This is a genomic window from Duganella sp. Leaf61, from assembly GCF_001421905.1.
Lineage (GTDB): Bacteria > Pseudomonadota > Gammaproteobacteria > Burkholderiales > Burkholderiaceae_D > Rugamonas > Rugamonas zoogloeoides.
This window is the reverse complement of record NZ_LMLM01000001.1, coordinates 275,374-300,008: the sequence shown is the minus strand read 5'-3', so window position 1 is coordinate 300,008 and position 24,635 is coordinate 275,374. Positions and strand designations below refer to the sequence as shown.

Sequence of the window (24,635 nt, the reverse complement as noted above, 5' to 3'; positions counted from 1 at the left end):
GGATGTTACTCGATGCAGCATGCCCGTCAACCCTTGGAGACCGTCCCGTGAATAACAGTGAACTTCCCGTCAGCCCGCAACTGTGGAACGAAGACCTGGCGCCCACCACCGCCGCGCAGCGCACGTGGCGCTGGTACCACTTTGCCGCGCTGTGGGTGGGCATGGTGATGTGCATTCCGGCGTACACGCTGTCGGCCAGCCTGATCGAAGGCGGCATGTCCGGCTGGCAGGCGGTGCTCACGGTTTTCCTGGCCAACGCCATCGTGCTGTTGCCGATGCTGTTGATCGGCCACGCGGGCACCAAGTTCGGCATCCCGTACGCGGTGCTGGCGCGCGCGTCGTTCGGCACGGCCGGCGCCAAGCTGCCGGCACTGATGCGCGCCATCGTCGCCTGCGGCTGGTACGGCATTCAAACCTGGTTCGGTGGCCAGATGATCTACACCTTGCTCGGGGTGTTGATGGGCGGCGAGATTGGCGGCGACAAGATCGCAGTGTTGGGCATCAACGCTGCGCAGTTGCTGTGTTTCCTGGGTTTCTGGGCCATCCAGCTGTATTACATCGTGCACGGCATGGAGTCGATCCGCAAACTGGAAACCTATACCGCACCGCTGAAAATCCTGATCTGCTTCGTGCTGCTGGCGTGGGTGCACAACAAGGCCGGCGGCTTCGGCGACCTGCTGTCGGCGCCGTCGCAGTTCGTGGAAGGCGGTAAAAAGGCTGGCCAGTTCTGGTCCGTATTCTGGCCGTCGCTCACTGCCATGGTGGGCTTCTGGGCCACGCTGGCATTGAACATTCCCGACTTTACCCGCTTTGCCAAAACCCAGCGCGACCAGGTGGTGGGCCAGACCGTGGGCCTGCCAGTGCCGATGGCGCTGCTGTCGATGATGGCGGTGATCGTTACGTCGGCCACGGTGGTCCTGTACGGCAAGGCGATCTGGGATCCGGTGGACCTGGCCAGCCGCATGACCGGCGTGGCGGTGCTGGTGGCGCTGATCATCCTGCTGATCGACACGGTGTCGGTCAACCTGGCCGCCAACCTGGTGGGGCCGGCATACGATTTTTCGGCGCTGGCGCCCAAGCGCGTCACGTACCGCACCGGCGGCTACCTGACGGCGGCCATCGCCATCGTCATGATGCCGTGGAAGATACTGGAATCGACCCAGGGCTATGTGTTCACCTGGCTGATCGGCTACTCGGCGCTGCTCGGTCCTATTGCCGGCATCCTGATCGTCGATTACTACCTGGTGCGCAAGACGGAACTCGATGTGGCGGAACTGTACCGCGAGCGCGGCCAGTACTCGTATAACAATGGCTGGAACATGGCGGCGCTGGTGGCGTTCATCGTCGGCGTGCTGCCCAATATTCCCGGCTTCCTCAATGCTGCGTTCCCGGCGTCGTTCCCGGACGTGGGCGACGGTTTTAAAACGATCTATACCTACGCGTGGTTTGTTGGCGTTGCCATCTCCGCCGTGGTGTACGGGATCATGATGAAGGGGAAAACCGTGCCCGCCGTCGGCGCGCCGGTCCACCCCTAAGGAGACTGCAATGACTACCATTATCCGTGGCGGCACCGTCGTCAACGCCGACCGTGCTTTCCGCGCCGATGTGCTGTGCTACGGCGACAAGATCGTGGCCGTGGGCGAGAACCTCGACGCGCCGGCATCGGCCAAGGTGATCGACGCCACCGGCCAGTACGTGATGCCGGGCGGGATCGACACCCACACCCACATGAACCTGCCGTTCATGGGCACCGTCACGTCCGACGATTTTTTCACCGGCACGGCGGCCGGCCTGGCCGGCGGCACCACCACCATCATGGACTTCGTCATCCCCGCGCCAGGGCAGAACCTGATCGAGGCGTACCACCAGTGGCGCGAGTGGTCGGCCAGGTCGGCCGGCGACTACACCTTCCACGTGGCGATCACGTGGTGGGATGACACCGTGCACCGCGACATGGGCATCCTGGTGCGCGACCATGGCGTCAACAGTTTCAAGCACTTCATGGCGTACAAGAACGCCATCATGGCCGACGACGAGACGCTGGTGAAAAGCTTCCGTCGCTCGCTCGAACTCGGGGCGATTCCGACCGTGCACGCGGAGAACGGTGAGCTGGTCTATCAATTGCAGCAGGACTTGTTGAAGCAGGGCCTCACCGGTCCCAGCTCGCATCCGCTGTCGCGCCCTCCGGCCGTGGAAGCGGAAGCAGCCAACCGCGCGATTGCGATTGCCAACGTATTGAACACGCCGGTGTACATCGTCCATGTCTCCTGCGAAGAGTCGCTCGAGGCGATTACCCGTGCGCGGTCCCACGGCCAGCGCGTGTACGGCGAGGCGCTGGCCGGCCACCTGGTAATCGACGACAGCGTGTACCAGAGCGAGGATCTTGAATTTGCGGCCGGCCACGTGATGAGCCCACCGTTTCGCAGCAAGCACCACCAAAAGGCGTTGTGGAACGGTCTGCAGAGCGGCAACCTGCACACGACCGCCACCGACCATTGCACGTTCTGCGCCGCGCAAAAAGCGGCCGGCAAGGATGACTTTACCAAGATCCCGAACGGCTGCGGCGGCGTGGAAGACCGCATGTCGGTGGTATGGGATGCGGGTGTGAATACCGGCGTGCTCACGCCATCGGAATTCGTGCGCGTCACGTCCACCAACGCCGCGCAAATTTTCAACATCTATCCGCGCAAGGGCGTGATTGCCGTGGGGGCGGACGCCGATATCGTGGTGTGGGACCCGCAAGGAACCCGCACCATTTCAGCCAAAACGCAATTTGCCAAGGGCGGCTTCAATGTGTTCGAGGGGCGCACCGTCAAGGGCATCCCGTCGACCACGCTGGCGGCGGGCAACGTGGTATTCCATCGCGGCGAACTGATGGCGGTGGAGGGCGCTGGCCGCCACATCGACCGTCCCGCCTTCACAGCATCCACACGAGGACTCTGACTATGACTGACATACGCATCAATGGCGACCGCCTGTGGGCGGCGCTGATGGAACTGGCTCAAATCGGCGCCACCGCCAAGGGCGGCGTCAAGCGCCTGGCGTTGACGGACCTGGACAAGCAGGGCCGCGACCTGGTGGTCAGGTGGGGCAGGGAAGCAGGGATGTCGATCACGATCGACCAGATCGGCAACGTGTTCATGCGCCGCGACGGCACCAACAACGCGCTGCCGCCGGTGATGACCGGCAGCCATATCGACACCCAGCCCACGGGCGGCAAGTTCGATGGCAACTACGGCGTGCTGGCCGGGCTGGAAGTGGTGCGCACCCTGAACGACATGAACATCAAGACCGAGGCGCCGATCGAAGTGGCCTTCTGGACCAACGAGGAAGGCTCGCGTTTCGTGCCGGTGATGATGGGTTCGGGCGTATTCTGCGGCGCCTTCAGCCTGGAGACTGCGTACGCAGCCAAGGACACCGATGGCAAGACCGTGGGCGAAGAACTGGAGCGTATCGGCTACAAGGGCGACCAGGTGCCGGGCCAGCATCCGATCGGCACGTATTTCGAGACCCATATCGAGCAAGGCCCGGTGCTGGAAGACGCGGATAAGGTGATTGGCGTGGTGCCGGCCGTCATGGGCCTGTCGTGGTACGACTGCGTGGTGACCGGCATGGAAGCCCACGCCGGCCCCACGCCGATGGGATTGCGCAAGGATGCCTTGCAAGTGTCCACCGTGATCATGCAGGAAGTGGTGGCGATCGCCAACCGCTATCCTCCGTATGGTCGTGGCACGGTAGGCATGGTGCAGGTGTTCCCCAACAGCCGCAACGTGATTCCCGGCGAAGTCAAATTCAGCATCGACCTGCGCAACGTCAACGATGAACTGCTCAACACCATGCACGGCGAACTGCTGGCGTTCATCGACAAGACGCAAAGCGACACCGGTTTGCGCATCGCGCTCGAACGCGTGTCGTACTACCCGCCATGCCCGTTCCACCCGGACTGCGTGGACGCGGTGCGCAGCGCCACCGCCAAACTGGGCTACTCGACCATGGACGTGGTCTCGGGAGCCGGCCACGACGCCATCTACGCCGCCCGCCTGGCGCCATCGGGCATGATCTTCGTACCGTGCAAGGACGGCATCAGCCACAACGAGATCGAGGACGCCAAGCCGGAGCACCTGGAGGCCGGGTGCAATGTGCTGTTTCATGCGATGCTGGAGCGGGCGGGAATAGTGTAATCTGGCGGTTGGCGCGACTGCGAAATCCCCTATGCATATAAACCGCTTTGAAGACGACGGCTTTGCGATCGTCGCAGATGTGCTCGATGAAACTGCGTGTGCGAGCATTTCGGCTTCGCTTGGGCAGGCCATAAGCGAAGGCACAGGTGCGCGCAGCATGCTGGAGATGCCTTGGTGCCGGGCGTTGGCGCGGACGATACGCCTCCACCCGCTCATTGGGGCGGCGCTGCCCGAGCATGCGGTAGCCGTGCAATGCACCTATTTTGAAAAGTCGCGCGACCAGAACTGGCTGGTCCCGATACACCAGGATCTGAGCATCCCGGTCCGGGAAAAAATCGACCACCAGGCGCTTTCGGGCTGGTCCGAAAAGGATGGCGCGATATTTGTGCAGCCGCCTGAAGCGGTTTTGCAGGAACTGGTAGCAGTAAGACTACACCTCGACGAATGCGGTAGCGACGATGGACCACTCAAGGTGTTGCCGGGCTCGCACAAGGCGGGCAGGCTTAGTGCGCAAGCTGCGTTGACCGCCCGGGACAATCTCGGAGAAGTTAGCTGCACCGTCGGTAAAGGTGGTGTCTTGATACTGCGGCCGCTGTTGCTGCACGCTTCATCCAAGGCAAACGGCTCCAGCCGCCGCCGCGTTCTGCATTTTGTGTTTGGGCCAGGGGTGCTGCCTTACGGTTTGCGCTGGCAGCATGCGGTTTGAGATCAGAAGATTAGAAGCTGCGCACAAAATCAAGCAACACCCGCGCCGCAATATCGGCATCATCGGCCGTCATGGTCTCAAGCGGATTGTGGCTGATGCCGCCGTTGCCGCAGCGGGTGAACAGCATGGCGACGTCGGTGATCGCTGCCATCGCCATTGCATCGTGGCCGGCGCCCGATAGCAGGTCGTAGCGGGGCAGGCCGGCGCGTTCCACTGCTGCGCCCAACTGGTCCATCAGGTGCGGGGCGCAGGGCGCGGCGGCGGCATCGACGATCTGTTCGAGCGCGAATTCCACCTGGCGCCGCTCGCAGATGGCGGCGATGCCTGCCAATACATCGGCCACCGCCGTCAGCCGCACCGCGTCGTCCGCCGCGCGGATGTCGAGCGAGAGCTTGCAGGCGCCCGGGATCACGTTGACCGAGCCGCCCGGCACTTCGAGCTGGCCCACCGTGCCGACAAGCGACGGCGCCTGCGCGCAGCGCTGTTCGACCAGCAGCACAATCTCTGCGGCGGCAGCAGCGGCATCCTTGCGCATGGCCATCGGCGTGGTGCCGGCATGGCTGGCCAGGCCGGTCAGTTGTACCAGGAACCGCGAGCTGCCGGCGATTGCCGTGACCACGCCCAGCGCCAGGTCGCGCTGCAACAGCACGGGGCCTTGTTCGATATGGACTTCCACGAAGGCGAGGATGTCTTCCGGCTGGCGGGCGATGGCGGGAATGCTGGTGAAGTCGTGACCGCCGGCGGCCAGCGCTGCGCGCATGGTGATGCCGTCGGCGTCTTCCTGGTCGAGCAGCGCCATGTCGAAGCGGCCTGTGATCGCATTGCTGCCCAGGAAAGTGCTCTTGAAGCGTACGCCTTCTTCTTCGGCGAAGCCCACCACTTCCAGGTGGAACGGCAGCTTCTCGCCGCGCTGGTGCAGGTGGCGCACGATGGCAATCGGCAGCAGGATGCCGAGGCGGCCGTCGTACTTGCCGCCGTTGCGCACAGTGTCGTAGTGGGAGCCGGTCATCAGGGTCCTGGCGCCCGGCGCGTCGGAGCGGTACACGCCTACCACGTTGCCCACCGCATCGATGTGGGCATCCATGCCGGCTTCGGTCATCCAGTCGCGCAGCTGTGCGGCGGTGCGCTGGTGCGCCGGGGTCATGTAGGCGCAGGTGAGGTCGAAGTCCTGCTCTTCTGCCACCTCGACATCGCTCCAGGCGGCGATGGTTTCGGCCCACGCCATGATGGTGGGGCCGAAGTCGAGCGAAACACCGAGCAGGTCGTTGAGGCGGATTTCGGCGATGCGCTTTATCTGGCGCAGGCATTCGGCGATTTCGTCGGGCCGGCGGTTTTTCAGTCGGCGGCTAAACGCGGCGATCACCTGGCGGCGCGTAAGGCCCTTGCCGGTGGGGCCTTTCACCGCCAGGATGAACGGGAAGCCGAATTTGGCGTTGTAGTCGGCGTTGAGCTGGTGCAGCACGGCGTATTCCTCGGCGCTGCACAGGTGCAGCCCGGACGCCGCCTGTTCGCTGGTGGACTCCATGGTCAGCTGGCCGGCCACGGCGGCCTTGCCGGCCAGTTCCGGGTGCTCGCGGATCAGGCCCAGTTGTTCATCGAGCGTGGCGGACGTTACCACGTCCTGCAAGGCCAGCTTCAGTGCGTTCTCGCTGGCGAAAGGACGCCGGGCAGCGGCTCGCTCGGGGATCCAGGGCGAATGCTCGTAGATGCCGCGCAGGCGGTCGATGAAGGTGGCGACGTCGCATTTATTGAGCTCGGAAAGGGTGGTCATGGCGTGGGTGTCCGTTATCGAGGCTTGATGATAGCGCGTGGACGGGGGCGTGACATATGCTGCGGCAGGTACGGGTTATACGATTTATGCAGCAGGCGCGCTTACTTCAGCGTCAATCCCTTGGCCGCCGCCGCCACCTGTTCGCGCAGCCACTTGTGCTCCGGCGCCTGGTGCACGCGTTCGTGCCATAACTGGTAAAACCGCATGGCCGGGAATTTGACGGGCAGCGCGTAGGTTTTGAGCGGCATCTGCTTTTCGTACTGGCGCACGAACTGGCGCCCGGTGGTCAGTACCAGGTCGGTCTGCGCCAGCATATTGGGGATCAGGCCGAAGTACGCCGACTCCACCACCACGTTGCGCTGCAAGCCCTGGCGGTCGAGAAAATCGTCGATCACGCCCAGGTAGCCGGGCATCAGCTGGGTGGGCGCCACGTGGGGCAGGGTCAGGTAGTCGTCGAGCGTCATGGCGTCGCTGGGCGTGCGCAGCGCGTACGGGCAGTCGGCGCGCATCACGCAGGTGATCGGGTCCTCGAACAGCTTGGACATGTGCAGGTGCTCGGGCGGCTCGTCCCAGTTGGCGATGACCAGGTCCATGTCGCCGTCCGACAGCAGCCGCACATAGTCCACGCGCGGACCGAGGCTGTGGATTTTGACGCGGCTGTTCGGCGAGCCGCGTCGTAAAAGCGCAACAAGATTGGGCAGGAACTGGCTGTCGAGATAATCGGGCGCGGCGACGTGGAAGGTACGCGCTTCGATCTGCGGCACGAACGGCGATTTTTTCAGGAACAGGTTTTCCGTTTCGTCGAGGATGCGCTTGGCCGGCAGCAGCAGGCTCTCGCCGTGCTGGGTGGGCACCATGCCACGGGCGCCGCGCACCAGGATGGGATCGCCCGTCAGCTCGCGCAGCTTGCGCAGCGAGGCCGAAATCGACGGCTGCGGTTGATTGAGTTTGAGCGCCACCCGCGAGACGTTTTTTTCCACCAGCAGCATGTACAAAATGCGGATCAGGTGCAGGTCCAGGTGTTGTGGCAGAGCGGCCATGAAAAGTCTTGTTCAGGTTATACGGAATACGATATGTTTAATATACTCGATAGTTCATGTGCATTGCAGCATTTGCAGCTATCTTCTGTAAATTAGCCACAGCCCTGACCTGAAAGACTAGCCATGGAATTGTTTGCGTACCTCGTCCCCTACGGCCTTGAATGGCTCAACCTCCTGGTACGCTGGCTCCACGTCATCACCGGTATCGCCTGGATCGGCGCATCGTTCTATTTCGTGTGGCTCGATAACTCGATCCGTCCGCCGGCGCCGGGTTCCGAGCTGGCGAAGAAGGGCGTGTCGGGCGAGCTGTGGGCCGTGCACGGCGGCGGCTTTTATAACCCGCAAAAATACCTGGTGGCGCCGGCCGAGCTGCCGAAGGAGCTACACTGGTTCAAGTGGGAAGCCTACTCCACCTGGCTCTCCGGCATCGCACTGCTGACGATCGCCTATTACTTCAACGCCCAGGCCATGATGATCGACAAATCGGTGGCCGACATCACCAGCCTGCAGGCGGTGGGCATCGGCGTCGGCACCCTGGTCGTCGGCTGGACCGTCTATGACCTGCTATGCCGCTCACCGCTGGGCAAGCATGACTTCTGGTTCGGCGTGGTGATCTTCGCCCTGATCGTGGCGGCAGCCTATGGCCTGACCCATGTGCTCAGCGGCCGCGCCGCGTACATCCACGTGGGCGCGCTGATCGGCACCATCATGGTGGGCAATGTGCTGATGCTGATCATTCCCGGCCAGCGCAAGATGGTCGAAGCCATGTCGGCCGGCCGCATGCCCGATCCGGTGCACGGCCAGAAGGCCAAGCAGCGCAGCGTCCACAATAACTACTTCACCTTGCCGGTGCTGTTCATCATGATCAGCAACCATTACGCGATGACTTACCGCCACGAGTATTCGTGGCTGGTGCTGGCGCTGATCATGGCGGCCGGCGTGTTCATTCGCCACTTCTTCAACCTGCGCCACAAGGGCCGCGTCGAGTGGCGCTATCCGGTCATCGGCCTGGCGCTGCTGGCGGCGGTGGCCGTGGCGATCGCTCCTAGCAGTCCGGCAGCGGTGGCGGCTGCGCCGGCGGTCGATCCGCAAGCGGCTGCCAAACAATTCGCGCAAGTGAAAACCATCATCGACCAGCGCTGCGTGTCGTGCCACGCGGCTCAACCCAAGCAGGCCGGCTTTGCGGCCGCACCGGCCGGCATCATGCTGGAGAACGAGGCGGAAATCCGCCAGAACGCCGAGAAGATCTACAAGCAGACGGTCCAACTGAAGGCCATGCCGCTGGCGAACCTGACGCAAATGACCGACGCCGAACGCGCGCAAGTCGCGGCCTGGTACGAAGCGGGCGCAAAATGAAAGAAGAACTGATGAACGACCAAAAAGCACAACTGGCGCAGTGGATCGACGCCCATTTCGACGAACAGGTGGGCGTGCTCCAGCAACTGCTGCGCATCCCGACCGACACCCCGCCCGGCGACAACGCGCCGCACGCCGAAATGGTGGCGAACCTGGTGCAAGCCTACGGTTGGATCGCCGAGCAGCACGCGGTGCCCGAGCAGGCGGTGCGCGACTACGGCATGGAGACCATCACCAACCTGATCGTGCGGCGTCCGTACCACAGCGGCGGCCCCACGGTGGCCCTCAACGCCCACGGCGACGTGGTGCCGCCCGGCGACAACTGGACCTATCCGCCGTACGGCGGCGTGGTCGATAACGGCTACATCTACGGCCGCGCCGCTGCCGTCTCCAAGTGCGACTTCGCCACCTACATTTTCGCTGCCCGCGCACTGGAAGCGCTGGGCGTGCCGTTGCAAGGCGCGCTGGAACTGCACTTCACGTACGACGAGGAATTCGGCGGCCTGCTGGGCCCCGGCTGGCTGCTCGAACAAAAGCTGACCAAGCCCGATTACGTCATCGCGGCGGGCTTCAGCTACAACATCGTCACCGCCCACAACGCCTGCCTGCAACTGGAAGTGACGGTGCACGGCAAGTCCGGCCACGGCGCCATGCCGGAGACGGGCCACGACGCGCTGCAGGCGGCCACCCGCATCCTCAACGCCATCTACGACGAGCTGCCCGAGCTCAAAAAGATCAAGTCGAAGATTGCCGGCATCGATTCGCCGACCATGCTGGTGGGCCGCATCGATGGCGGCACCAATACTAATGTCGTGCCGGGCAAGGTGGTGCTCAAGCTCGATCGCCGCATGATTCCCGAGGAAGACCCGGTACAGGTGGAAGCGCACGTGCGCGCCCTGATCGAACAGGCGGTGGCAGGGCAGGAGGGCATCACGCTCGACGTCAAGCGCCTGCTGCTGTCGCACGCGCTGCGCGAACTGCCGGGTACCGCGCACCTGGTGGCCAGCCTGCAGCACAATGCGCAAACCTACCTGGGCGAGACGATTCCCGCCCAGGGCACGCCGCTGTACGCGGACGCGCGCCTGTACGGCGAGCACGGGATTCCGGCCGTGCTGTACGGCGCCGGCCCGCGCACCGTGCCCGAATCGAACGCCAAGAAGGCCGACGAACGCCTGAACCTGGACGACTTGCGCAAAGCGACCAAGGTGGTGGCCGCCACGCTGCTCGACTTCCTGCACAAAAAGTAAATTGAAGTAAGCACCGCGAAACCGGTCCCGCCGCACAATTGTGCGCGCCAGTATTGCCGTATGATATGAATGTTTCCATCATTCCGGCCGGACCGTGTATCGCTACGATTTGATCAGTTGCCACGACTGCGGCGTGCTGCACCAGCACCGCCCTTTGCAACCGCGCGGAAAGGCGCGGTGTGTGCGTTGCGGCTCGATACTCTATCGCGGCATCCGCTCCGATCCGCGCGCCATGGCCGCCATCACGCTCGCCGCCATTTTTACCTTTTTGATTGCCCAGTTCTTTCCCATCGTCGAGTTGTCGGTGGGCGGCTACAGCATCGCTTCCACGCTGATGGGGGCGATTTACGTGCTCTGGCGCGAGAAGATGGAGATCGTTGCGGCCATCGTCACGCTGTTTACCATCGTGCTGCCGGCGGTGGAGCTGGCGTCGCTGTTCTACGTCACGCTGTGGCTGAGCCGGGGGCGGCGGCCGCCCGGATTCGACTCCATGCTGCGCGCGCTCGGCACGGCGCGGCGCTGGGGCATGACGGAAGTGCTGATGATCGGCATCCTGATCACCATCGTCAAGATGACCAGCCTGGCGCGCGTGATCGTCCATCCGGGCCTGTTCGCGTTTGCCGTGCTCACCCTGATGCTGGCGCTGGTGATGTCGTTCGACCCCAAGATTTTATGGAATATCGGCGAGCATCTGCCGGGGCCCAAGGGCATGCGCCCGTCGCAGTCGCAGTTCAATTACCAGGCGCTGGCTGCCGGTGCACCACTGGTGGCGTGCCATAGCTGCGGCCTGGTGGCCCCCGAAAAAGGCCGCCGCCAGCACTGTGAACGGTGCAAGTCGGCGCTGCACCGGCGCCGCCCGGACAGCGTGGGCCGCACCTGGGCGCTGCTGCTGGCAGCCACCATTCTTTATATTCCCGCCATGCTGCTGCCCGTGATGTACACGAACTCCCTGTTTGGCAAGGAAGACGACACCATCATCAGCGGCGTGCTGCTGTTCTGGAACAGCGGTTCGCAGGCGCTGGCCATCATCATTTTCATTGCCAGTATCGTGGTGCCGGTGATGAAGCTGGTGGCGCTGGCGATACTGGCCGCGACTGCGCAGCGCCGCTCGCGCTGGCGCCCGGAGCAGCGCACGATGTTGTACCGCATCGTTGAATTCGTCGGCCGCTGGTCGATGCTCGATATTTTTGTCATTACGCTGACGGTGGCTCTGGTGCGCTTCCAGTCGCTGGCGGTGATTACCGCCGGCCCTGGCGCGCTGGCGTTTTGCGCCGTGGTGGTCCTGACGATGATGGCGTCGATGCAGTTCGATCCGCGCCTGATCTGGGACCCCGTCGATACACATGGAGAAAAGCATGCCTGAAAACGAAGACCACCCACGGCCGGTGCACGAACCGGCCGTCGAAAAAGCCAATCGCTGGCTGCCCTCGCTGGTCTGGCTGATCCCCCTGCTGGCCGCGCTGATCGGCGTGGGCCTGGTGATCAAGACCTTTGTGGATCAGGGACCGTCGGTGACGGTGAGCTTCCGCAGCGGCGACGGCCTGGAACCCGGCAAGACCAAGGTCAAGTTCAAGGATGTCGATATCGGCATCGTGCGCTCGATCTCGATTTCGCGCGACCTGTCCAAGGTGCTGGTCAAGATCGACATGAGCAAGGAAGCCGAGCGCTTTGCCGCTGCCGACACCCGCTTCTGGGTGGTGCGGCCCAAGGTGGGCGCCACCGGCGTATCGGGCCTGGGCACGCTGCTGTCGGGCGCGTACATCGGCGTCGATGCCGGCAAGTCCGGCGAGACCGCCACCGAATTTGCGGGCCTGGAAGAAGCGCCGCAGGTGGCCACCGACGAAAAAGGCAGCCTGTTTACGCTGCACGCCGAAAGCCTCGGTTCCGTCGATGTGGGTTCGCCGGTCTACTACCGCCGCATCCCGGTAGGCCGGGTGACCGCGTTCGACCTGGAAGAGCAGGGGCGCGGCGTGAAAATGAAAGTGTTCATCCGCGCGCCGTACGAGCAGTACGTGGGCAAGAACACGCGCTGGTGGCATGCCAGCGGCGTCGATGTGCGGCTCGATTCGTCGGGCTTCAAGCTCAATACGCAATCGCTGGCCGCACTGGTGGTGGGCGGGATCGCCTTCGAGAGCGCCGGCGGCCAGAAGCCCGACGTGGTGGCGCCGCAGGGCAGCCAGTTCCTGCTGGCCGCCGACCAGGCCAGCGCGCTGCGCGACCCGGATGGTCCCGCGATCACCACCGTGCTGTATTTCGACCAGTCGCTGCGCGGCCTGTCGCAGGGCGCGCCGGTAGACTTCCGTGGCATTGTGCTGGGCGAAGTGCGTTCGGTGGGCGTGGAGTTCGACCGTGTCAAGAAAACCTTCCGCATGCCGGTCACGGTGGACATGTACCCGGCGCGCCTGGGCCGCGCCTTCCAGAAGAGTATCGATGACGACCAGGACCGCAACGCCGGACCGCAGGTGATGGAGCGCATGGTCGCGCGCGGCCTGCGCGGCCAGCTGCGTACCGGTAATCTGCTCACCGGCCAGCTGTACGTGGCGCTCGACTTCTTCCCGAATGCCAAGAGCGCCAAGATCGACATGAACCAGGACCCGCTTGAAATTCCAACCGTACCGAATACGCTCGACGAGCTGCAAACCCAGCTCTCGAGCATCGCGCGCAAGCTCGACAAGGTACCGTTCGAGGAAATCGGCACCAACCTGCGCGACACCCTGAAAAGCGCTGACAGCCTGCTCAAGCAGCTCGACGCGCAAGTGGTGCCCGAGATGAAAGACACGCTGGGCGCGGCGCGCAAGACCTTCGGCACGGCCGACGAACTGCTGCAAAAGGATTCGCCGGTGCAGTCCGACCTGCGCGAAGCGCTGCAACAGCTTACGCAAACCATGGAGTCCCTCAATGCGCTGACCGACTACCTGGAACGCCATCCCGAGTCGCTCATCCGCGGCAAGCCGGAGAAAAAAGGAGAGAAGAAATGACGCACCGTTTGTATTGCCTCGCCATTGTTGCTGCTGCTGCGGCGCTGGCCGGCTGCTCCAGCACCCCGCCCGACCGCTTTTACAGCCTGGCCAGCGGCATGGGCACGCCCACCGCGAAAAGTGGCGCGGCGCCCGCCTATTTCATCGAGATTCCGGCCGTGACGGTGCCGCAGCAGGTGGCACGCAAACAGCTGGTGGTGACCACCGATGGCCGCATGGATTTGCTGGAGCAGGACCTGTGGACCTCGCCGCCGGCCGCCGAAATCGGCCAGGCCTTGTCGCAGGTGGTGACGAACGACCTGGGTGCGGTGGACGTGTTCCGCACGCCCACGCCGGAAGGCGCCACCGTGTACCGCATCAGCACCAATGTGCAGCGCTTCGAGTCCGCACCCGGCAAATACGCGCTGCTCGACGCCGTGTGGAGCGTGCGCCAGGTGGGCAGCCCGAAGGTGCTGACCTGCCGCACGGTTGCCAGCGAGACGGTGAGCGACGGTAACGAAGCGCTGGTGGCCGGCCATCGCCGCGCCGTGGCGCGCCTGGGGGCCGACATTGCCACGGCGGTGCGCGGCCTGGCTGCCAATGGCAGCGCGGCCTGCCCGGCTTCGCAGTCGTAGGCGGATCATGGGACAGATTTTTTTGGTGCGCAGCGCACAAGCGTCGTTCGGCAGCGCCAATTACGACCAGCTGTCGCCACGCGGCATTGAGCAGGCGCGCCTGCTGGGGCAGTGGTTCGCCAGGCGCGGCCAGCGTTTTCACCGCGTGCTGACCGGCGGCATGGCCCGCCATGGGCAGGCAGCCGATGCCTGCCAGGCCGAGATGCCGGCCGGCTTGTGGCCACCAGCGCAACGCGAGGTCGAACCCGGTTTTGCCGAATTCGACCACCACGAAGTGATGCTGCGCCACTGCCCGGAATTTGCCGACCCGGTGGCGCTGGGCGAACGCCTGGCCGGCCAGCGCGAGCCGCAGCGCGCCATGGAGCAGCTGTTCCGCGCGGCGATGCAGCGCTGGATGACCGGCTGGCATGACGATGAATACGCGCAGGCCTGGCCCGAATTCCGCGCCCGCGTGGTGGCTGCGCTGGAACGCCTCGACCGCCCCGACAGCAAGCAGGCCACGCTGGTGTTGACGTCCAGCGGCGTGATCGCCACCGTGATGCAGCACGTGCTGGGCTTGCAGGACTACCAGGTCATGGAAATGACCTGGAAGATGGCCAATTGCTCGGTCACCCGGCTGCTGCATCGGCCCGGCGAATTCGGCCTCGATTACTTCAACAACTACGCCCACCTGGAAGCGCTGGGCGGGAAAGACATGCTCACCTACCGCTGAAGCTCACCGGTTGTCCACCTGTTAAAATCGCAGCATGACCGATCCCACCGATAACCCGCCTGGCCACGACATTCCCAAGCGCCGCCGCAACAGCGGCGGCATCACGCTGCGCGACGTTGCGCGCCTGGCCGGGGTGGCGCCGATCACCGCGTCGCGTGCGCTCAACAATCCCAGCGTGGTGTCGGACGCGATCATGCAGCGCGTGAAAGACGCGGTCGCGCAAACCGGCTACGTGCCCAATATGCTGGCCGGCGGCCTTGCGTCACGCAAGAGCCGGCTGGTCGCTGCCGTGATCCCCACCATCGCCGGCAACGTGTTTCTCGAAATGGTGCAGTCGTTGACGGCGGCGCTGGCGCAGCATGGCTACCAGGTGATGCTGGGCCAGTCGGGCTACGAGGATTCGCGCGAGGACGAACTGCTCGAAGCCATCATCGGCCGCCGCCCGGACGGCGTGGTCCTCACCGGGATCATGCATTCGTCAGCCGGCCGCAAGCGCCTGCTCAACAGCGGCATCCCGGTGGTGGAAACCTGGGACCTGGCGCCCAATCCGATCGACATGCTGATCGGCTTTTCGCACGAAAAAGTGGGGCAGGCCGTGGCCGAGTATTTGCACGCGCGCGGCCGCCGCCGCGTGGCCACGCTGGGCGCCGACGACGACCGCGCCCAGCGCCGCATGCGGTCATTCTCGGAAACGGCAATTGCGCTGGGCATGGCTGCGCCGGGCGAGACGGCGATACCCGCGCTGGTGGCGCCCGCGCCCACCAACACCGGTTTCGGTCGCACCGGCCTGCGCGCGCTGCTGGCGCAGCATCCCGATATCGACGCCGTGTTCTGCAGCTCGGACATGGTGGCGCTGGGCGTGCTGACCGAGGCGCAGGCGCTCGGCATCGCGGTGCCTGAGCAGCTCGCTGTCATTGGCCTGGGCGACCTGGCGTTTGCGCGCGAGCTGCATCCGGCCTTGACCACCGTGCGCATCGACGGCGCGCTGATCGGCACCACGGCTGCGCGCTTCATTCTCGACCGCTCGCAGGAGCGCGAGGTGGGGGAGCGCATACTCGATATCGGCTTTTCGATTATCGAACGCAGTAGCGGCTGACCCCGCGCCTGCTCCCGCAGCTCATCAAGGCCAGAATTGCGGCTGTATGCACATACAGTATAATTCTGCCATGACCTGCACCGGCTTTATCCTCACGCGCCACTGGCGCGATACCCCGCACGGCACGGAGATCGACTTCTGGCTGGCCACCGACGACGGCCCCCGGAAAATCCGCCTGACCGCGCAAACTTCGGTCGCCTTTGCCGAGGCAGGACAGCGCGCGGCCATCGCGGCGCTGATGGACCAGTCGGGCGGCATCGAGCTGCGCGACTTGCAGCTGAAAACCTTCCAGCAGACGCCTGTGATCGGCGTGTACGCATCGCGCTACAAGGCGCTCACCGCGTTTGAACGCACGCTGCGCGAGCATGGCATCCGCATGTACGAGGCCGATATCCGCCCGCCCGAGCGCTATTTGATGGAGCGGTTCATTTCGGCCGGCGTCACCGTTGAAGGCGGCCGCGTCGAAGGCGCGACGATCTTCGACTGCAAGCTCAAGCCGGCGCCCGATTATCGTCCGGCGCTCAAGATCGTCTCGCTCGATATCGAAACCAGCGCCCACGGCGACCTGTATTCGATTGCGCTCGAAGGCTGCGGCCAGCGCCAGGTGTATATGCTCGGCACTGCACCGGCATCATCGGGGCAGTCGATCGACTTCGACCTCGAATACTGCGCCACGCCGCGCCAGGTCATCGAGCGCCTGAACGGCTGGTTCGCGCGCCACGATCCCGACGTGGTCATCGGCTGGAACGTGGTGCAGTTCGATTTGCGGGTGCTGCAAAAGAACGCCGACAAGTACCGCATTCCACTGACCCTGGGTCGCGAAAACAAAACCATCGAGTGGCGCGAGCACCCGGGCAAGCAGGGCTATATGTTCGCGCCGGTGACGGGCCGCATCGTGTTGGACGGGATCGATGCGCTCAAGGCGGCGTCGTGGATGTTCCAGTCGTACAGCCTGGAGAACGTCTCGCAGGAGATGCTGGGCGAGGGCAAGGACATCGGCAGCGACTACGACAAGATGGCCGAGATCGAACGTCGCTTCCACGAAGACAAGCCGGCGCTGGCGCACTACAACCTCAAGGACTGCGAGCTGGTCACGCGTATTTTTGAGAAAGCCAACCTGCTGGCGTTCATGATCGAGCGCGCCACCGTTACCGGCTTGCAGGCCGACCACCTGGGCGGCTCGATTGCCGCATTCAGCCACCACTACCTGCCGCGCATGCACCGCGAGGGTTACGTCGCGCCCAGCGTGGGCGATGTGTCGGGCGGGGCGTCGCCCGGTGGCTTCGTCATGGATTCCAAGCCGGGCCTGTACGACTCGGTCGTGGTGCTCGACTACAAAAGCCTGTACCCGTCGATCATCCGCACCTTCCTGGTCGATCCGGTGGGCCTGATCGAAGGCGAAGCGGCCACCGATCCGGCCGAGCAGGTGGAAGGCGTGAACGGCACCGTGTTCTCGCGCACGAAGCACTGCCTGCCCGAGATCACCACGCAAATCTGGAAGCAGCGCGACGCCGCCAAGCGGGCGAAGAACGAGCCGCTGTCGCAGGCATTGAAGCTGTTGATGAATTCCTTCTGCGGCGTGCTGGGCGCCACCGAATGCCGCTTCTTCAATCCGCGCCTGGTGTCGTCGGTGACGCTGCGCGGCCACCAGATGATGAAGCAGACGCGCGCACTGGTGGAAGCGCAAGGCTACGACGTGATTTACGGCGACACCGATTCGATTTTCATCTGGCTCAAAAAGGAACACCGCAACGACGATGCGCTGGCCATCGGCCAGCAGCTGGCGGACGGCATCAACCAGTGGTGGCGCACCATGCTCAAGGAAAAGCATGGCCTCGACTGCCATCTCGAAATCGAGTTCGACACCCACTACCAGAAATTCTTCATGCCCACCATCCGCGGCACGGAAATGGGCAGCAAGAAGCGCTACGCCGGGTTGATGATCAATGCGCAGGGTGAAGAGGAAGTCATCTATCGCGGCCTGGAAGTGGCGCGCAGCGACTGGACGCCGCTGGCGCAGCAGTTCCAGCAAGGGCTGTTCCTGCGCGTGTTCAAGAACCAGCCGTACCAGGACTATGTGCGCGACTACGCGGACCGCATGCTGGCCGGCGAATGCGACGATCTGCTGGTGTACCGCAAGCGCCTGCGTCAGCCGCTCGACGAATACAAGGTGAACGTGCCGCCGCAGGTGCGCGCCGCGCGCCTGGCCGATGAATACAACCTGGCGCACCGGCGCCCGCTGCGCTACCAGAACGGCGGCTGGATCAGCTACGTGATGACCGCCAGCGGCCCGGAACCGCTGGAAGATTTACGGTCGCAGATCGACTACGAACATTACCTGACCAAGCAGCTGCAGCCGATTGCGGACGCCATTTTGCAACCGATGCACGACAGCTTCGGCAATCTCACCACCATGCAATCGAGTTTATTTTAAGGAGCCCGGATGAACGCTGTAACCACCTTCAAAAAACTGCACGACGGCAGCCGCTTGCTGCACCTGCCCAACGCCTGGGATGCGGGCAGCGCGCGGCTGTTCGAAAGCCTCGGTGCGCCGCGCGGCGCTGTACCAGGCGGCCGGCGCCGACGGCCTGTTCGTGGCCGGCATCGTCAAGCCCGATGAGATTGCGCAGGTGGTCGCGGCAGTGGCCTTGCCGGTCAACGTGATGGACTGGCCGGGCGTGCCGGACGCCGACACGCTCATGCAGCTGGGCGTGTGCCGCCTGAGCGCCGGCTCCGGCATTCCGCAAGCGTTGTGGGCAGTCGCTGCCGGAATGGGCCGCGACTTCCTCGCCACCGGCAACGCCGGTCCGCTGGTGGCGCAGGCTATGCCGTATGGCCAGTTACAGGCTTTGTATCATCCGTCTGCGCATTAACGCTGTGGCAAAAAGGTGACATGCAACGTGCGATGGACGTTGCGGGCGATTGTGCAGAACTGCGCGTAGCTCGCCTTGGTGCATTTCGATGGCACGGCCCGCCATCGCAGCGGGTAACGTCGGAATCAATACTGTCGGTCACTTTCGTACCCGTTACCAAATAGAACGCATAGTAGGGGTAAGGCAATTTACTCGTTCAATGGTTACATTTTGGTTACAAATTTGTGACTCATAGTCTTTGACTGCTGGATGGAACGACAACAAACTGGTCCTGCACCGGCTCTCCGGAGATCACAAGTTTTCGGCGGCCGGTGGCCTGTTCTCCCTCCAACTGACAAAGGAAGACTCATGACTTTGAACAAAGCAATGATGGCGGTAATGTTGGCCCTGGCTGGTAGCGCCGCCTGCGCGGCCGGTGGTTCCACGACAGTGGATTTTTCCAATGGTAACGAAGGCTGGTACGGCCTGGAAGCGGCGGATGGCAATGGCGGTTCCGGCATCGATACCAGCATGGGCCATGGCGCGCCGGCGCTGCGCACGGTGATTGAAAACTTCGGCATTTCGTTCGGCACCACCACCAACGCCGCCTTTCTTGGCGATTACTCGGCCAAGGGGCCGGTGACGCTGGGCCTCGACATCAAGGCCAACGAGATCAAGTATTTCAACCAGGACGTTGCGCGCGACGTGGTGGTGGAGCTGCGCGACTACGGCAACACGCCGGCCGGCATGCCGTACTCGAGCGTGTGGTACAAGCTCGGCACCATCGACGCCACCCAGGACTGGCAGCACCTGTCGGTCACCATCGCCGACCCGACCGCCACCGGCTTGCCGGCGGGCTGGGGCGGCTATGGCTCCACCGACGACGGCGCCGGACCCAGGCTGCCAGAAGGCCGCAGTTTTGCCGACGTGCTGGCCAGCGTGGACGAAGTGGTGTTCGGGACTTTCGTACCCGGCTATATGTACGGCTTCACCAACTTTGACGTCGCCGTCGACAATATCTCGGTCACCGCCGTGCCGGAACCGTCCACCTACGCCATGATGATCGGCGGCCTGGGCCTGGTCGGCTGGATGCGTCGGCGCCAGCAGTCCCGCGCAGTGCCTGGTGCCGGCACGCTGGCGGCGTAACTGCCAGTAGTCAGGCTCGGGCGAAATGCGCCTTGAGGCGCGCCAGTTCCGCCGCCGTGAGATGCATCACCGAGCCATGCTTGGGGCCGGAAAAATTGGTGGCGCGCATCGGTGAGCCGGCGTCGTTGAAGCGGCCCAGGTTCTTGAAGGTGGTGAAGTCGGCGGTTTCGGAAAAGCCCATGTTGTTCGGCTTGAGGCCGAACACGTCGTACATCAGCACGTAGTTCTTGCTGCCGATGCGGCGCCAGACCATCGGCGCTTCGCAGGCCACAGTTTCGGGATCGATCTTGCGCGGGTCGAACTGGTAGCCGGTGTTGATGCGGTCCGACACCGCGTGGCGCAGGCCGTTCGGGGCGTCGTGGGCGACGTAGAACAGGTGGTACTTGTTGCCCACCCTGGTGATGTCGCCGTCGATGGTGCTCTTGGTCTGGTCAGGGTAGTGGAACAGCTGCTGTGGTGTGGTCTCGAGCGTGGTGTAGGCGGCGTTGGCATACGAGTACACCAGGTAGTTCTGGCCGCCCTTGTGGCGGGTGGTGAAGTACACCATCAGCTGGTTTTTTTCGGCATCGAAAATGGTTTGCGGCGCCCAGGCGGCGCCGATGTCGGCGTAGTCGGCCGGGAACAGTTGATCGATGCGCACCAGCGCGTGGGTCCAGTTGACCAGGTCGTACGATTTCATCAGGATCAGCGCGCGGTTGTTGCCCCAGCCGTAGGCTTCGCCCGGGCGTTCCCATTCGGTGCTGCGCAGGCCGGCGTCGCGCGCGTAGATGTGCAGGTCGGTCATCGACATATAAAAAGCGTTGTCGGGGCCGCGCATCAGGTGCGGGTCGCGCACGCCTTGCTGCTCGCCCAGGCCCTCGCCCGGTAATACCGGCTGGCCGTCGTTGATGTCGGTAAAAGTGTAGCCGTCGGTGGACGTGGCGAAGTGGACCGAGTGGGTTTCGTCCTTGAAATAGACGAACAGGTAGGCTTGCATGTCCTGCTCGGCCGGGGCGCGGGTGCCGGCTACCGGCGCAATGGCGGGCACGATGCGCAACTGGCGGCCGGCGGCGGCCGGCTGGCTTTGAGCCTGGGCGTGTTGCTGGCAAAAGGCAAACGGCATCATCAGCCCGGCCGCGATGGCCTTGGTCATTTCCCTGCGCTTCATGTCTGTCTCCGTAGCATTTTTTTCGGACCATACCACGGGTGGCTGCCCCGGCTGCCCGCTTCGCCGGATTTTCATCGCCCGCGCGATTTTGGTTATCGGTTTGTTTATTGCGCAAGCATGCAGCAGTTACAATGCACTTTCCAGAGTCAAGCACGGGAGTGTCATAGTGAAAATATCGAAGTCTTTGCCCATATGGTCGATCGCCTCGCCGGTGATCGCCTGGTTGCTGATCGCCGGCCAGGCGATGGGCGCGCAGGACATCGTCGGCCAGGTCTATACCTTGCTGCTGGTGGCGGGCCTGTTTGCCGGCGTGCTGGCGGCCGTGTTCCACGCCGAGGTGGTGGCGCACAAGGTGGGCGAGCCGTATGGCACGCTGGTGCTGGCGATTGCGGTGACTGCCATCGAGGTGGCGCTGATCGTCTCGCTGATGATTGCCGGCGGCGAAGCGACCGCCGGACTGGCGCGCGATACCGTGTTCGCGGCCGTGATGATCATCCTCAACGGCATGCTGGGCCTGTGCCTGCTGGCCGGCGCCAAGCGCCACGGCGAGCAGACGTTTACCCTGTCGGGCGTGTCGGCCGCGCTGACCACGCTGGCGGCGATTTCGATCCTCACCATGGTCTTGCCCAACTACACCACCACCGTGCCCGGCCCGTCGTACAGTGCCAGCCAGCTCGGCTTCATCGCGCTGGTGTCGCTGGTGCTCTATGGCACGTTCGTGCTGGTGCAGACCGTGCGTCACCGCGATTACTTCCTGCCGGAAGTGGCCACCAACGACGAAGACACCCACGCGCCGCCGCCGCCACTGAAAATGACCTGGCTGTCGGCCGCCTTGCTGCTGGCCTGCCTGGCCAGCGTGGTACTGCTGGCCAAGATGCTGTCGCCTGTGCTTGAAGCAACCGTGCTCAAGCTCGGTGCGCCGAAGGCCGTGGTCGGCATCATCATTGCTGCCGTGGTGCTGCTGCCGGAAGGTATCGCCGCCTTCCACGCCGCACGCGCCAACCGCCTGCAAACCAGCCTGAACCTGGCGCTCGGCTCGGCGCTGGCCAGTATCGGCCTGACGATTCCCGCCGTGGCCGTGGTCTCGCTGATGACCGGCTGGACCCTGTCGCTCGGTATCGATGTGAAGTCCAGCGTGTTGCTGTTGCTGTCGCTGATCGTCGCCACGCTGTCGCTGGGGACTGGCCGCACCACGGTGATGCAGGGTACGGTGCACCTGGTAATCTTTGCAGTTTATTTGTTCACAGCAATCGTTCCCTAAAGGAATCTCGAAAACCTACTGCGCGGCCCGCTATCGCCGCTCCGTTGCTCAGCGTACCTCCGTACGCTTCCGCTACTCGCGACGATAACGAACCGCTCGCTACGGTTTTAGAGGTTCCTTACGGAAAAGTGCGGGCTCGTTAGTGCTGAGGGGGTTACCATCTAGCCAACTCAAGCACTGGAGCCCGTATTGAACCATTACCAATTGAGCCCCTGGCTCACCAGCATCGCCCTCGAAGACTGGATCGTGGCTGCCGTGGTCGGCACAGTGGTGTTTTTCCTGCTGCACGGCTTGCAGATCTTCGTGCGGCGGCGCCTGGCCCATATGGCGGCCGGCGCCCATGCCCAGCGCCCGCTGGCCGAGGTGCTCAGCGCCACGGTGGCCAGCACCAGCAACTTCGTCATTCTCCTGATCGCCGTGCTGGCGGCGCTGACGGTGCTCGATTTCGGCGCCGTGTGGAACCAGCGCATCGACCACTTGTGGTTCATCGTGATCGGCGTGCAGGTGACGATCTACCTCACGCGCGCCCTCACCATCGGCATCCGCCGCTACTTCCGCAGCCAGTCCGATGACGCCGACGCGCCGCTCACGGTGGCCAACACGCTGGTCAGCGGCGCCATCAAGACGCTGTTGTGGACCTTGCTGCTGCTGTCGGTGTTGTCCAATGCCGGCATCAATATCACCACGTTCATTGCCAGTCTCGGTATCGGCGGTATTGCCATCGCACTGGCTGCGCAGAACATTCTCGGCGACCTGTTTGCGTCGCTGTCGATCGCGGTGGACAAGCCATTCGAGGTGGGCGACGCCATCAATGTGCTGGGCGTGTCCGGCACCGTGGAACACGTGGGCCTGAAAACCACGCGCATCCGCGCCGACAGCGGCGAACAGATCGTGGTATCGAACACCGACCTGCTGAAAAACGTGCTGCGCAACTACAAGCGCATGGCCACGCGCCGCATCGTCATGTCTTTCCGCATCAACCCGGAAACCCCGGCTGCGCTGGCGGGCCAGGTGCCGGCCATGATCCGCACCATCGTCGAGGCCCAGCCCGACATCCGCTGCGACCGCGTGCACCTGAAAGCGGTCACGCCCGAGGCAATCGAATACGAGCTGGTGTTTTTTGTGCTCACGTCCAACTACCTGGTGTACATGGATACCCAGCAGACCATACTGCTGGCCACCATGGAGCGCTTTGCCGACATGGGCATCAGCACCAGCATGGCGTCGCGCCGGGTAGTGCTCGATGGCGATACGGCAGGCCTTGCCCCGCAGCGTGGCGCGCCGCAGCAGGTGGTATGATCGATGACCCCTTCGATGCGAATGGCGCGGACTCGGGCACCTGAAAGGCAAGCTTCCATGGCACACCTCCGGCTTGCCGATTTTATCCGCAGCAATATCGAAGCGATCCTGCAGGCCTGGGAAGATTTCGCCCGCACGGTCGAGCCACCGGCGCTCACCATGGACGATGTCGAACTGCGCGACCACGCGCGGCAAATGCTGCTGGCCGTGGCCGACGACCTCGACCAGCCGCAATCGGAACAGGAGCGCGTGGCCAAGTCGCAGGGGCTGGGCGAGCGCGAGCGTGAAAACGGCCACCGGGACACCGCGTCCGAAACCCACGCGGAGGCGCGCCTGCTGTCCGGTTACACCGTCGTGCAACTGGTGTCGGAATACCGCGCGCTGCGTTCGAGCGTGCTGGCGCTGTGGGATGCGTTTACCAGGGAAGACCGCGACACCGACAGCGCCGACATGACGCGCTTTAACGAGGCGATCGACCAGGCGCTGGCCGAATCGGTGGCGCGCTACGAATACCTGGTCAAAAAGTCGCAGAACATGTTCCTGGCCATCCTCGGCCACGACCTGCGCAATCCGCTTGGCGCGGTGGTGATGGGGTCGAGCTTCCTGATGCAGGCCAACGATATTCCGCACAAGTACGCGCTGGCGGCTACCCGCATGAACAGCAGCGCCAGGCGCATGAGCAGCCTGGTCAACGACCTGATCGATTACACCCGCACCCACTTCGGCGCCAATATGCCGATCGATACCCGCCACGGCGACCTGGCCATCATCAGCCGCCAGGTGGTCGAAGAACTGCGCACCTTCCACCCGGAACGCCAGATCGCGCTGCAGGTTCCGGGCAGCGTGATGACGATGATCGACAATGGCCGCATCGCGCAAATGCTGTCCAACCTGATCGGCAACGCCATCCAGTACGGGCTGGTGGATACGCCGGTGGCCGTCACTGTGCTGGCGGACGCCGGCAACGACATCGTCATCAGCATCAACAATGCCGGTCCCGCCATTCCGGCCGACAAGATTGCCGGTATTTTCGATCCGCTGGTGCGCATCACCCAGCAGGGCGGTGCGGACGCAGGCGAGCACACCAGCCTGGGCATCGGCCTGTACATCGCGCGCCAGATTGCCCAGGCCCACGGCGGGCGCATCGAGGTCGTCTCCGGCGAGCAGGACGGCACCACGTTCAGCGTCACCCTGCCGCTGCACCGCAGTGGTCTGCACGCTGCCTGATG

General features: G+C 63.9%; 20 protein-coding genes. 17 read left to right on the top strand and 3 right to left on the bottom strand.

Going from position 1 to position 24,635, the window contains the following annotated elements; genetic code table 11:
* Positions 1-47: 47 nt before the first annotated feature.
* Genes ASF04_RS01255 through ASF04_RS01240 form a run of 4 tightly spaced genes read left to right on the top strand, consistent with a single transcriptional unit; the run spans position 48 to position 4,887 of the window.
* Positions 48-1,535, top strand: coding sequence for an NCS1 family nucleobase:cation symporter-1 (locus ASF04_RS01255; RefSeq protein ID WP_056137560.1), 1,488 nt, complete (start codon positions 48-50; stop codon positions 1,533-1,535).
* Positions 1,536-1,545: 10 nt separating this feature from the next.
* On the top strand, positions 1,546-2,943 hold the full coding sequence (gene hydA, locus ASF04_RS01250) for a dihydropyrimidinase (protein WP_056137559.1): 1,398 nt from the start codon (positions 1,546-1,548) through the stop codon (positions 2,941-2,943).
* A gap of 2 nt (positions 2,944-2,945) precedes the next feature.
* Positions 2,946-4,181, top strand: coding sequence for a Zn-dependent hydrolase (locus tag ASF04_RS01245; protein WP_056137558.1), 1,236 nt, complete (start codon positions 2,946-2,948; stop codon positions 4,179-4,181).
* A gap of 31 nt (positions 4,182-4,212) precedes the next feature.
* Entirely contained in the window at positions 4,213-4,887 is a 675-nt protein-coding gene (locus tag ASF04_RS01240; RefSeq protein ID WP_056137557.1) for a phytanoyl-CoA dioxygenase family protein, read from the top strand.
* 10 nt (positions 4,888-4,897) lie between these two features.
* Here the strand turns inward: ASF04_RS01240 and ASF04_RS01235 are convergent, their stop codons facing one another.
* Entirely contained in the window at positions 4,898-6,658 is a 1,761-nt protein-coding gene (locus ASF04_RS01235) for an allantoate amidohydrolase (protein WP_056137556.1), read from the bottom strand.
* Between the two features lie 101 nt (positions 6,659-6,759).
* Positions 6,760-7,698 carry a LysR substrate-binding domain-containing protein gene (locus tag ASF04_RS01230; RefSeq protein ID WP_056137555.1) on the bottom strand — a complete coding sequence of 313 codons (939 nt, stop codon included), beginning with the start codon at positions 7,696-7,698 and terminating at the stop codon, positions 6,760-6,762.
* Between the two features lie 123 nt (positions 7,699-7,821).
* On the opposite strand from ASF04_RS01230, the gene ASF04_RS01225 reads away from it, so the two are divergent.
* The 10 genes from ASF04_RS01225 (at position 7,822) to ASF04_RS01180 (ending at position 19,699) form a co-directional block, all read left to right on the top strand.
* A complete protein-coding gene (locus tag ASF04_RS01225; protein ID WP_056137554.1) occupies positions 7,822-9,054 on the top strand; it encodes a urate hydroxylase PuuD in 1,233 nt (410 codons plus the stop codon).
* A gap of 11 nt (positions 9,055-9,065) precedes the next feature.
* Entirely contained in the window at positions 9,066-10,301 is a 1,236-nt protein-coding gene (locus tag ASF04_RS01220) for a M20/M25/M40 family metallo-hydrolase (RefSeq protein WP_056138366.1), read from the top strand.
* 94 nt (positions 10,302-10,395) lie between these two features.
* Positions 10,396-11,664: a paraquat-inducible protein A gene (locus ASF04_RS01215; protein ID WP_056137553.1), complete on the top strand. Its 1,269-nt coding sequence runs from the start codon at positions 10,396-10,398 to the stop codon at positions 11,662-11,664.
* The gene (locus ASF04_RS01210; protein ID WP_056137552.1) at positions 11,657-13,279 is read left to right on the top strand and encodes an intermembrane transport protein PqiB; all 1,623 of its coding nucleotides are present in this window, start codon (positions 11,657-11,659) and stop codon (positions 13,277-13,279) included. Before ASF04_RS01215 ends, ASF04_RS01210 begins: the two co-directional genes overlap by 8 nt.
* Positions 13,276-13,893: a membrane integrity-associated transporter subunit PqiC gene (locus ASF04_RS01205; protein WP_056137551.1), complete on the top strand. Its 618-nt coding sequence runs from the start codon at positions 13,276-13,278 to the stop codon at positions 13,891-13,893. The genes ASF04_RS01210 and ASF04_RS01205 overlap by 4 nt, the downstream gene beginning before the upstream one ends.
* A 7-nt stretch (positions 13,894-13,900) precedes the next feature.
* Positions 13,901-14,605 (top strand): histidine phosphatase family protein, encoded by a 705-nt coding sequence (locus ASF04_RS01200; protein WP_056137550.1) that lies wholly within the window; start codon positions 13,901-13,903, stop codon positions 14,603-14,605.
* Positions 14,606-14,639: 34 nt separating this feature from the next.
* A complete protein-coding gene (locus ASF04_RS01195; RefSeq protein WP_056137549.1) occupies positions 14,640-15,701 on the top strand; it encodes a LacI family DNA-binding transcriptional regulator in 1,062 nt (353 codons plus the stop codon).
* Between the two features lie 70 nt (positions 15,702-15,771).
* Positions 15,772-18,135 (top strand): DNA polymerase II, encoded by a 2,364-nt coding sequence (locus ASF04_RS01190; protein WP_056137548.1) that lies wholly within the window; start codon positions 15,772-15,774, stop codon positions 18,133-18,135.
* Between the two features lie 79 nt (positions 18,136-18,214).
* Positions 18,215-18,574, top strand: a complete 360-nt coding sequence (locus tag ASF04_RS01185) for an isocitrate lyase/phosphoenolpyruvate mutase family protein (RefSeq protein WP_056137547.1) — start codon at positions 18,215-18,217, stop codon at positions 18,572-18,574.
* A gap of 348 nt (positions 18,575-18,922) precedes the next feature.
* Complete coding sequence (locus ASF04_RS01180) at positions 18,923-19,699, top strand: PEPxxWA-CTERM sorting domain-containing protein (protein ID WP_056137546.1); 777 nt, start codon at positions 18,923-18,925, stop codon at positions 19,697-19,699.
* Positions 19,700-19,709: 10 nt separating this feature from the next.
* Here ASF04_RS01180 and ASF04_RS01175 read toward each other — a convergent pair whose 3' ends face one another.
* Entirely contained in the window at positions 19,710-20,846 is a 1,137-nt protein-coding gene (locus ASF04_RS01175; protein ID WP_056137545.1) for a glycoside hydrolase family 43 protein, read from the bottom strand.
* Positions 20,847-21,012: 166 nt separating this feature from the next.
* Here ASF04_RS01175 and ASF04_RS01170 point away from each other — a divergent pair, with 166 nt between their 5' ends.
* From ASF04_RS01170 to ASF04_RS01160, 3 genes are all read left to right on the top strand, one after another.
* Positions 21,013-22,107, top strand: a complete 1,095-nt coding sequence (locus tag ASF04_RS01170; protein WP_056137544.1) for a calcium:proton antiporter — start codon at positions 21,013-21,015, stop codon at positions 22,105-22,107.
* Between the two features lie 189 nt (positions 22,108-22,296).
* The gene (locus tag ASF04_RS01165) at positions 22,297-23,406 is read left to right on the top strand and encodes a mechanosensitive ion channel family protein (RefSeq protein ID WP_056137543.1); all 1,110 of its coding nucleotides are present in this window, start codon (positions 22,297-22,299) and stop codon (positions 23,404-23,406) included.
* A 57-nt stretch (positions 23,407-23,463) separates the two neighbouring features.
* A complete protein-coding gene (locus ASF04_RS01160; RefSeq protein WP_056137542.1) occupies positions 23,464-24,633 on the top strand; it encodes a sensor histidine kinase in 1,170 nt (389 codons plus the stop codon).
* Positions 24,634-24,635: the final 2 nt, after the last annotated feature.

Coding starts and splice junctions, on each gene's coding strand:
- ASF04_RS01205 (WP_056137551.1), top strand. CDS start 13,276: ATGACGCACCGTTTGTATTGCCTCGCCATTGTTGCTGCTGCTGCGGCG.
- ASF04_RS01195 (WP_056137549.1), top strand. CDS start 14,640: ATGACCGATCCCACCGATAACCCGCCTGGCCACGACATTCCCAAGCGC.
- ASF04_RS01240 (WP_056137557.1), top strand. CDS start 4,213: ATGCATATAAACCGCTTTGAAGACGACGGCTTTGCGATCGTCGCAGAT.
- hydA (WP_056137559.1), top strand. CDS start 1,546: ATGACTACCATTATCCGTGGCGGCACCGTCGTCAACGCCGACCGTGCT.
- ASF04_RS01160 (WP_056137542.1), top strand. CDS start 23,464: ATGGCACACCTCCGGCTTGCCGATTTTATCCGCAGCAATATCGAAGCG.
- ASF04_RS01230 (WP_056137555.1), bottom strand. CDS start 7,698: ATGGCCGCTCTGCCACAACACCTGGACCTGCACCTGATCCGCATTTTG.
- ASF04_RS01190 (WP_056137548.1), top strand. CDS start 15,772: ATGACCTGCACCGGCTTTATCCTCACGCGCCACTGGCGCGATACCCCG.
- ASF04_RS01220 (WP_056138366.1), top strand. CDS start 9,066: ATGAACGACCAAAAAGCACAACTGGCGCAGTGGATCGACGCCCATTTC.
- ASF04_RS01225 (WP_056137554.1), top strand. CDS start 7,822: ATGGAATTGTTTGCGTACCTCGTCCCCTACGGCCTTGAATGGCTCAAC.
- ASF04_RS01185 (WP_056137547.1), top strand. CDS start 18,215: ATGCGGGCAGCGCGCGGCTGTTCGAAAGCCTCGGTGCGCCGCGCGGCG.
- ASF04_RS01180 (WP_056137546.1), top strand. CDS start 18,923: ATGACTTTGAACAAAGCAATGATGGCGGTAATGTTGGCCCTGGCTGGT.
- ASF04_RS01175 (WP_056137545.1), bottom strand. CDS start 20,846: ATGAAGCGCAGGGAAATGACCAAGGCCATCGCGGCCGGGCTGATGATG.
- ASF04_RS01235 (WP_056137556.1), bottom strand. CDS start 6,658: ATGACCACCCTTTCCGAGCTCAATAAATGCGACGTCGCCACCTTCATC.
- ASF04_RS01200 (WP_056137550.1), top strand. CDS start 13,901: ATGGGACAGATTTTTTTGGTGCGCAGCGCACAAGCGTCGTTCGGCAGC.
- ASF04_RS01210 (WP_056137552.1), top strand. CDS start 11,657: ATGCCTGAAAACGAAGACCACCCACGGCCGGTGCACGAACCGGCCGTC.
- ASF04_RS01245 (WP_056137558.1), top strand. CDS start 2,946: ATGACTGACATACGCATCAATGGCGACCGCCTGTGGGCGGCGCTGATG.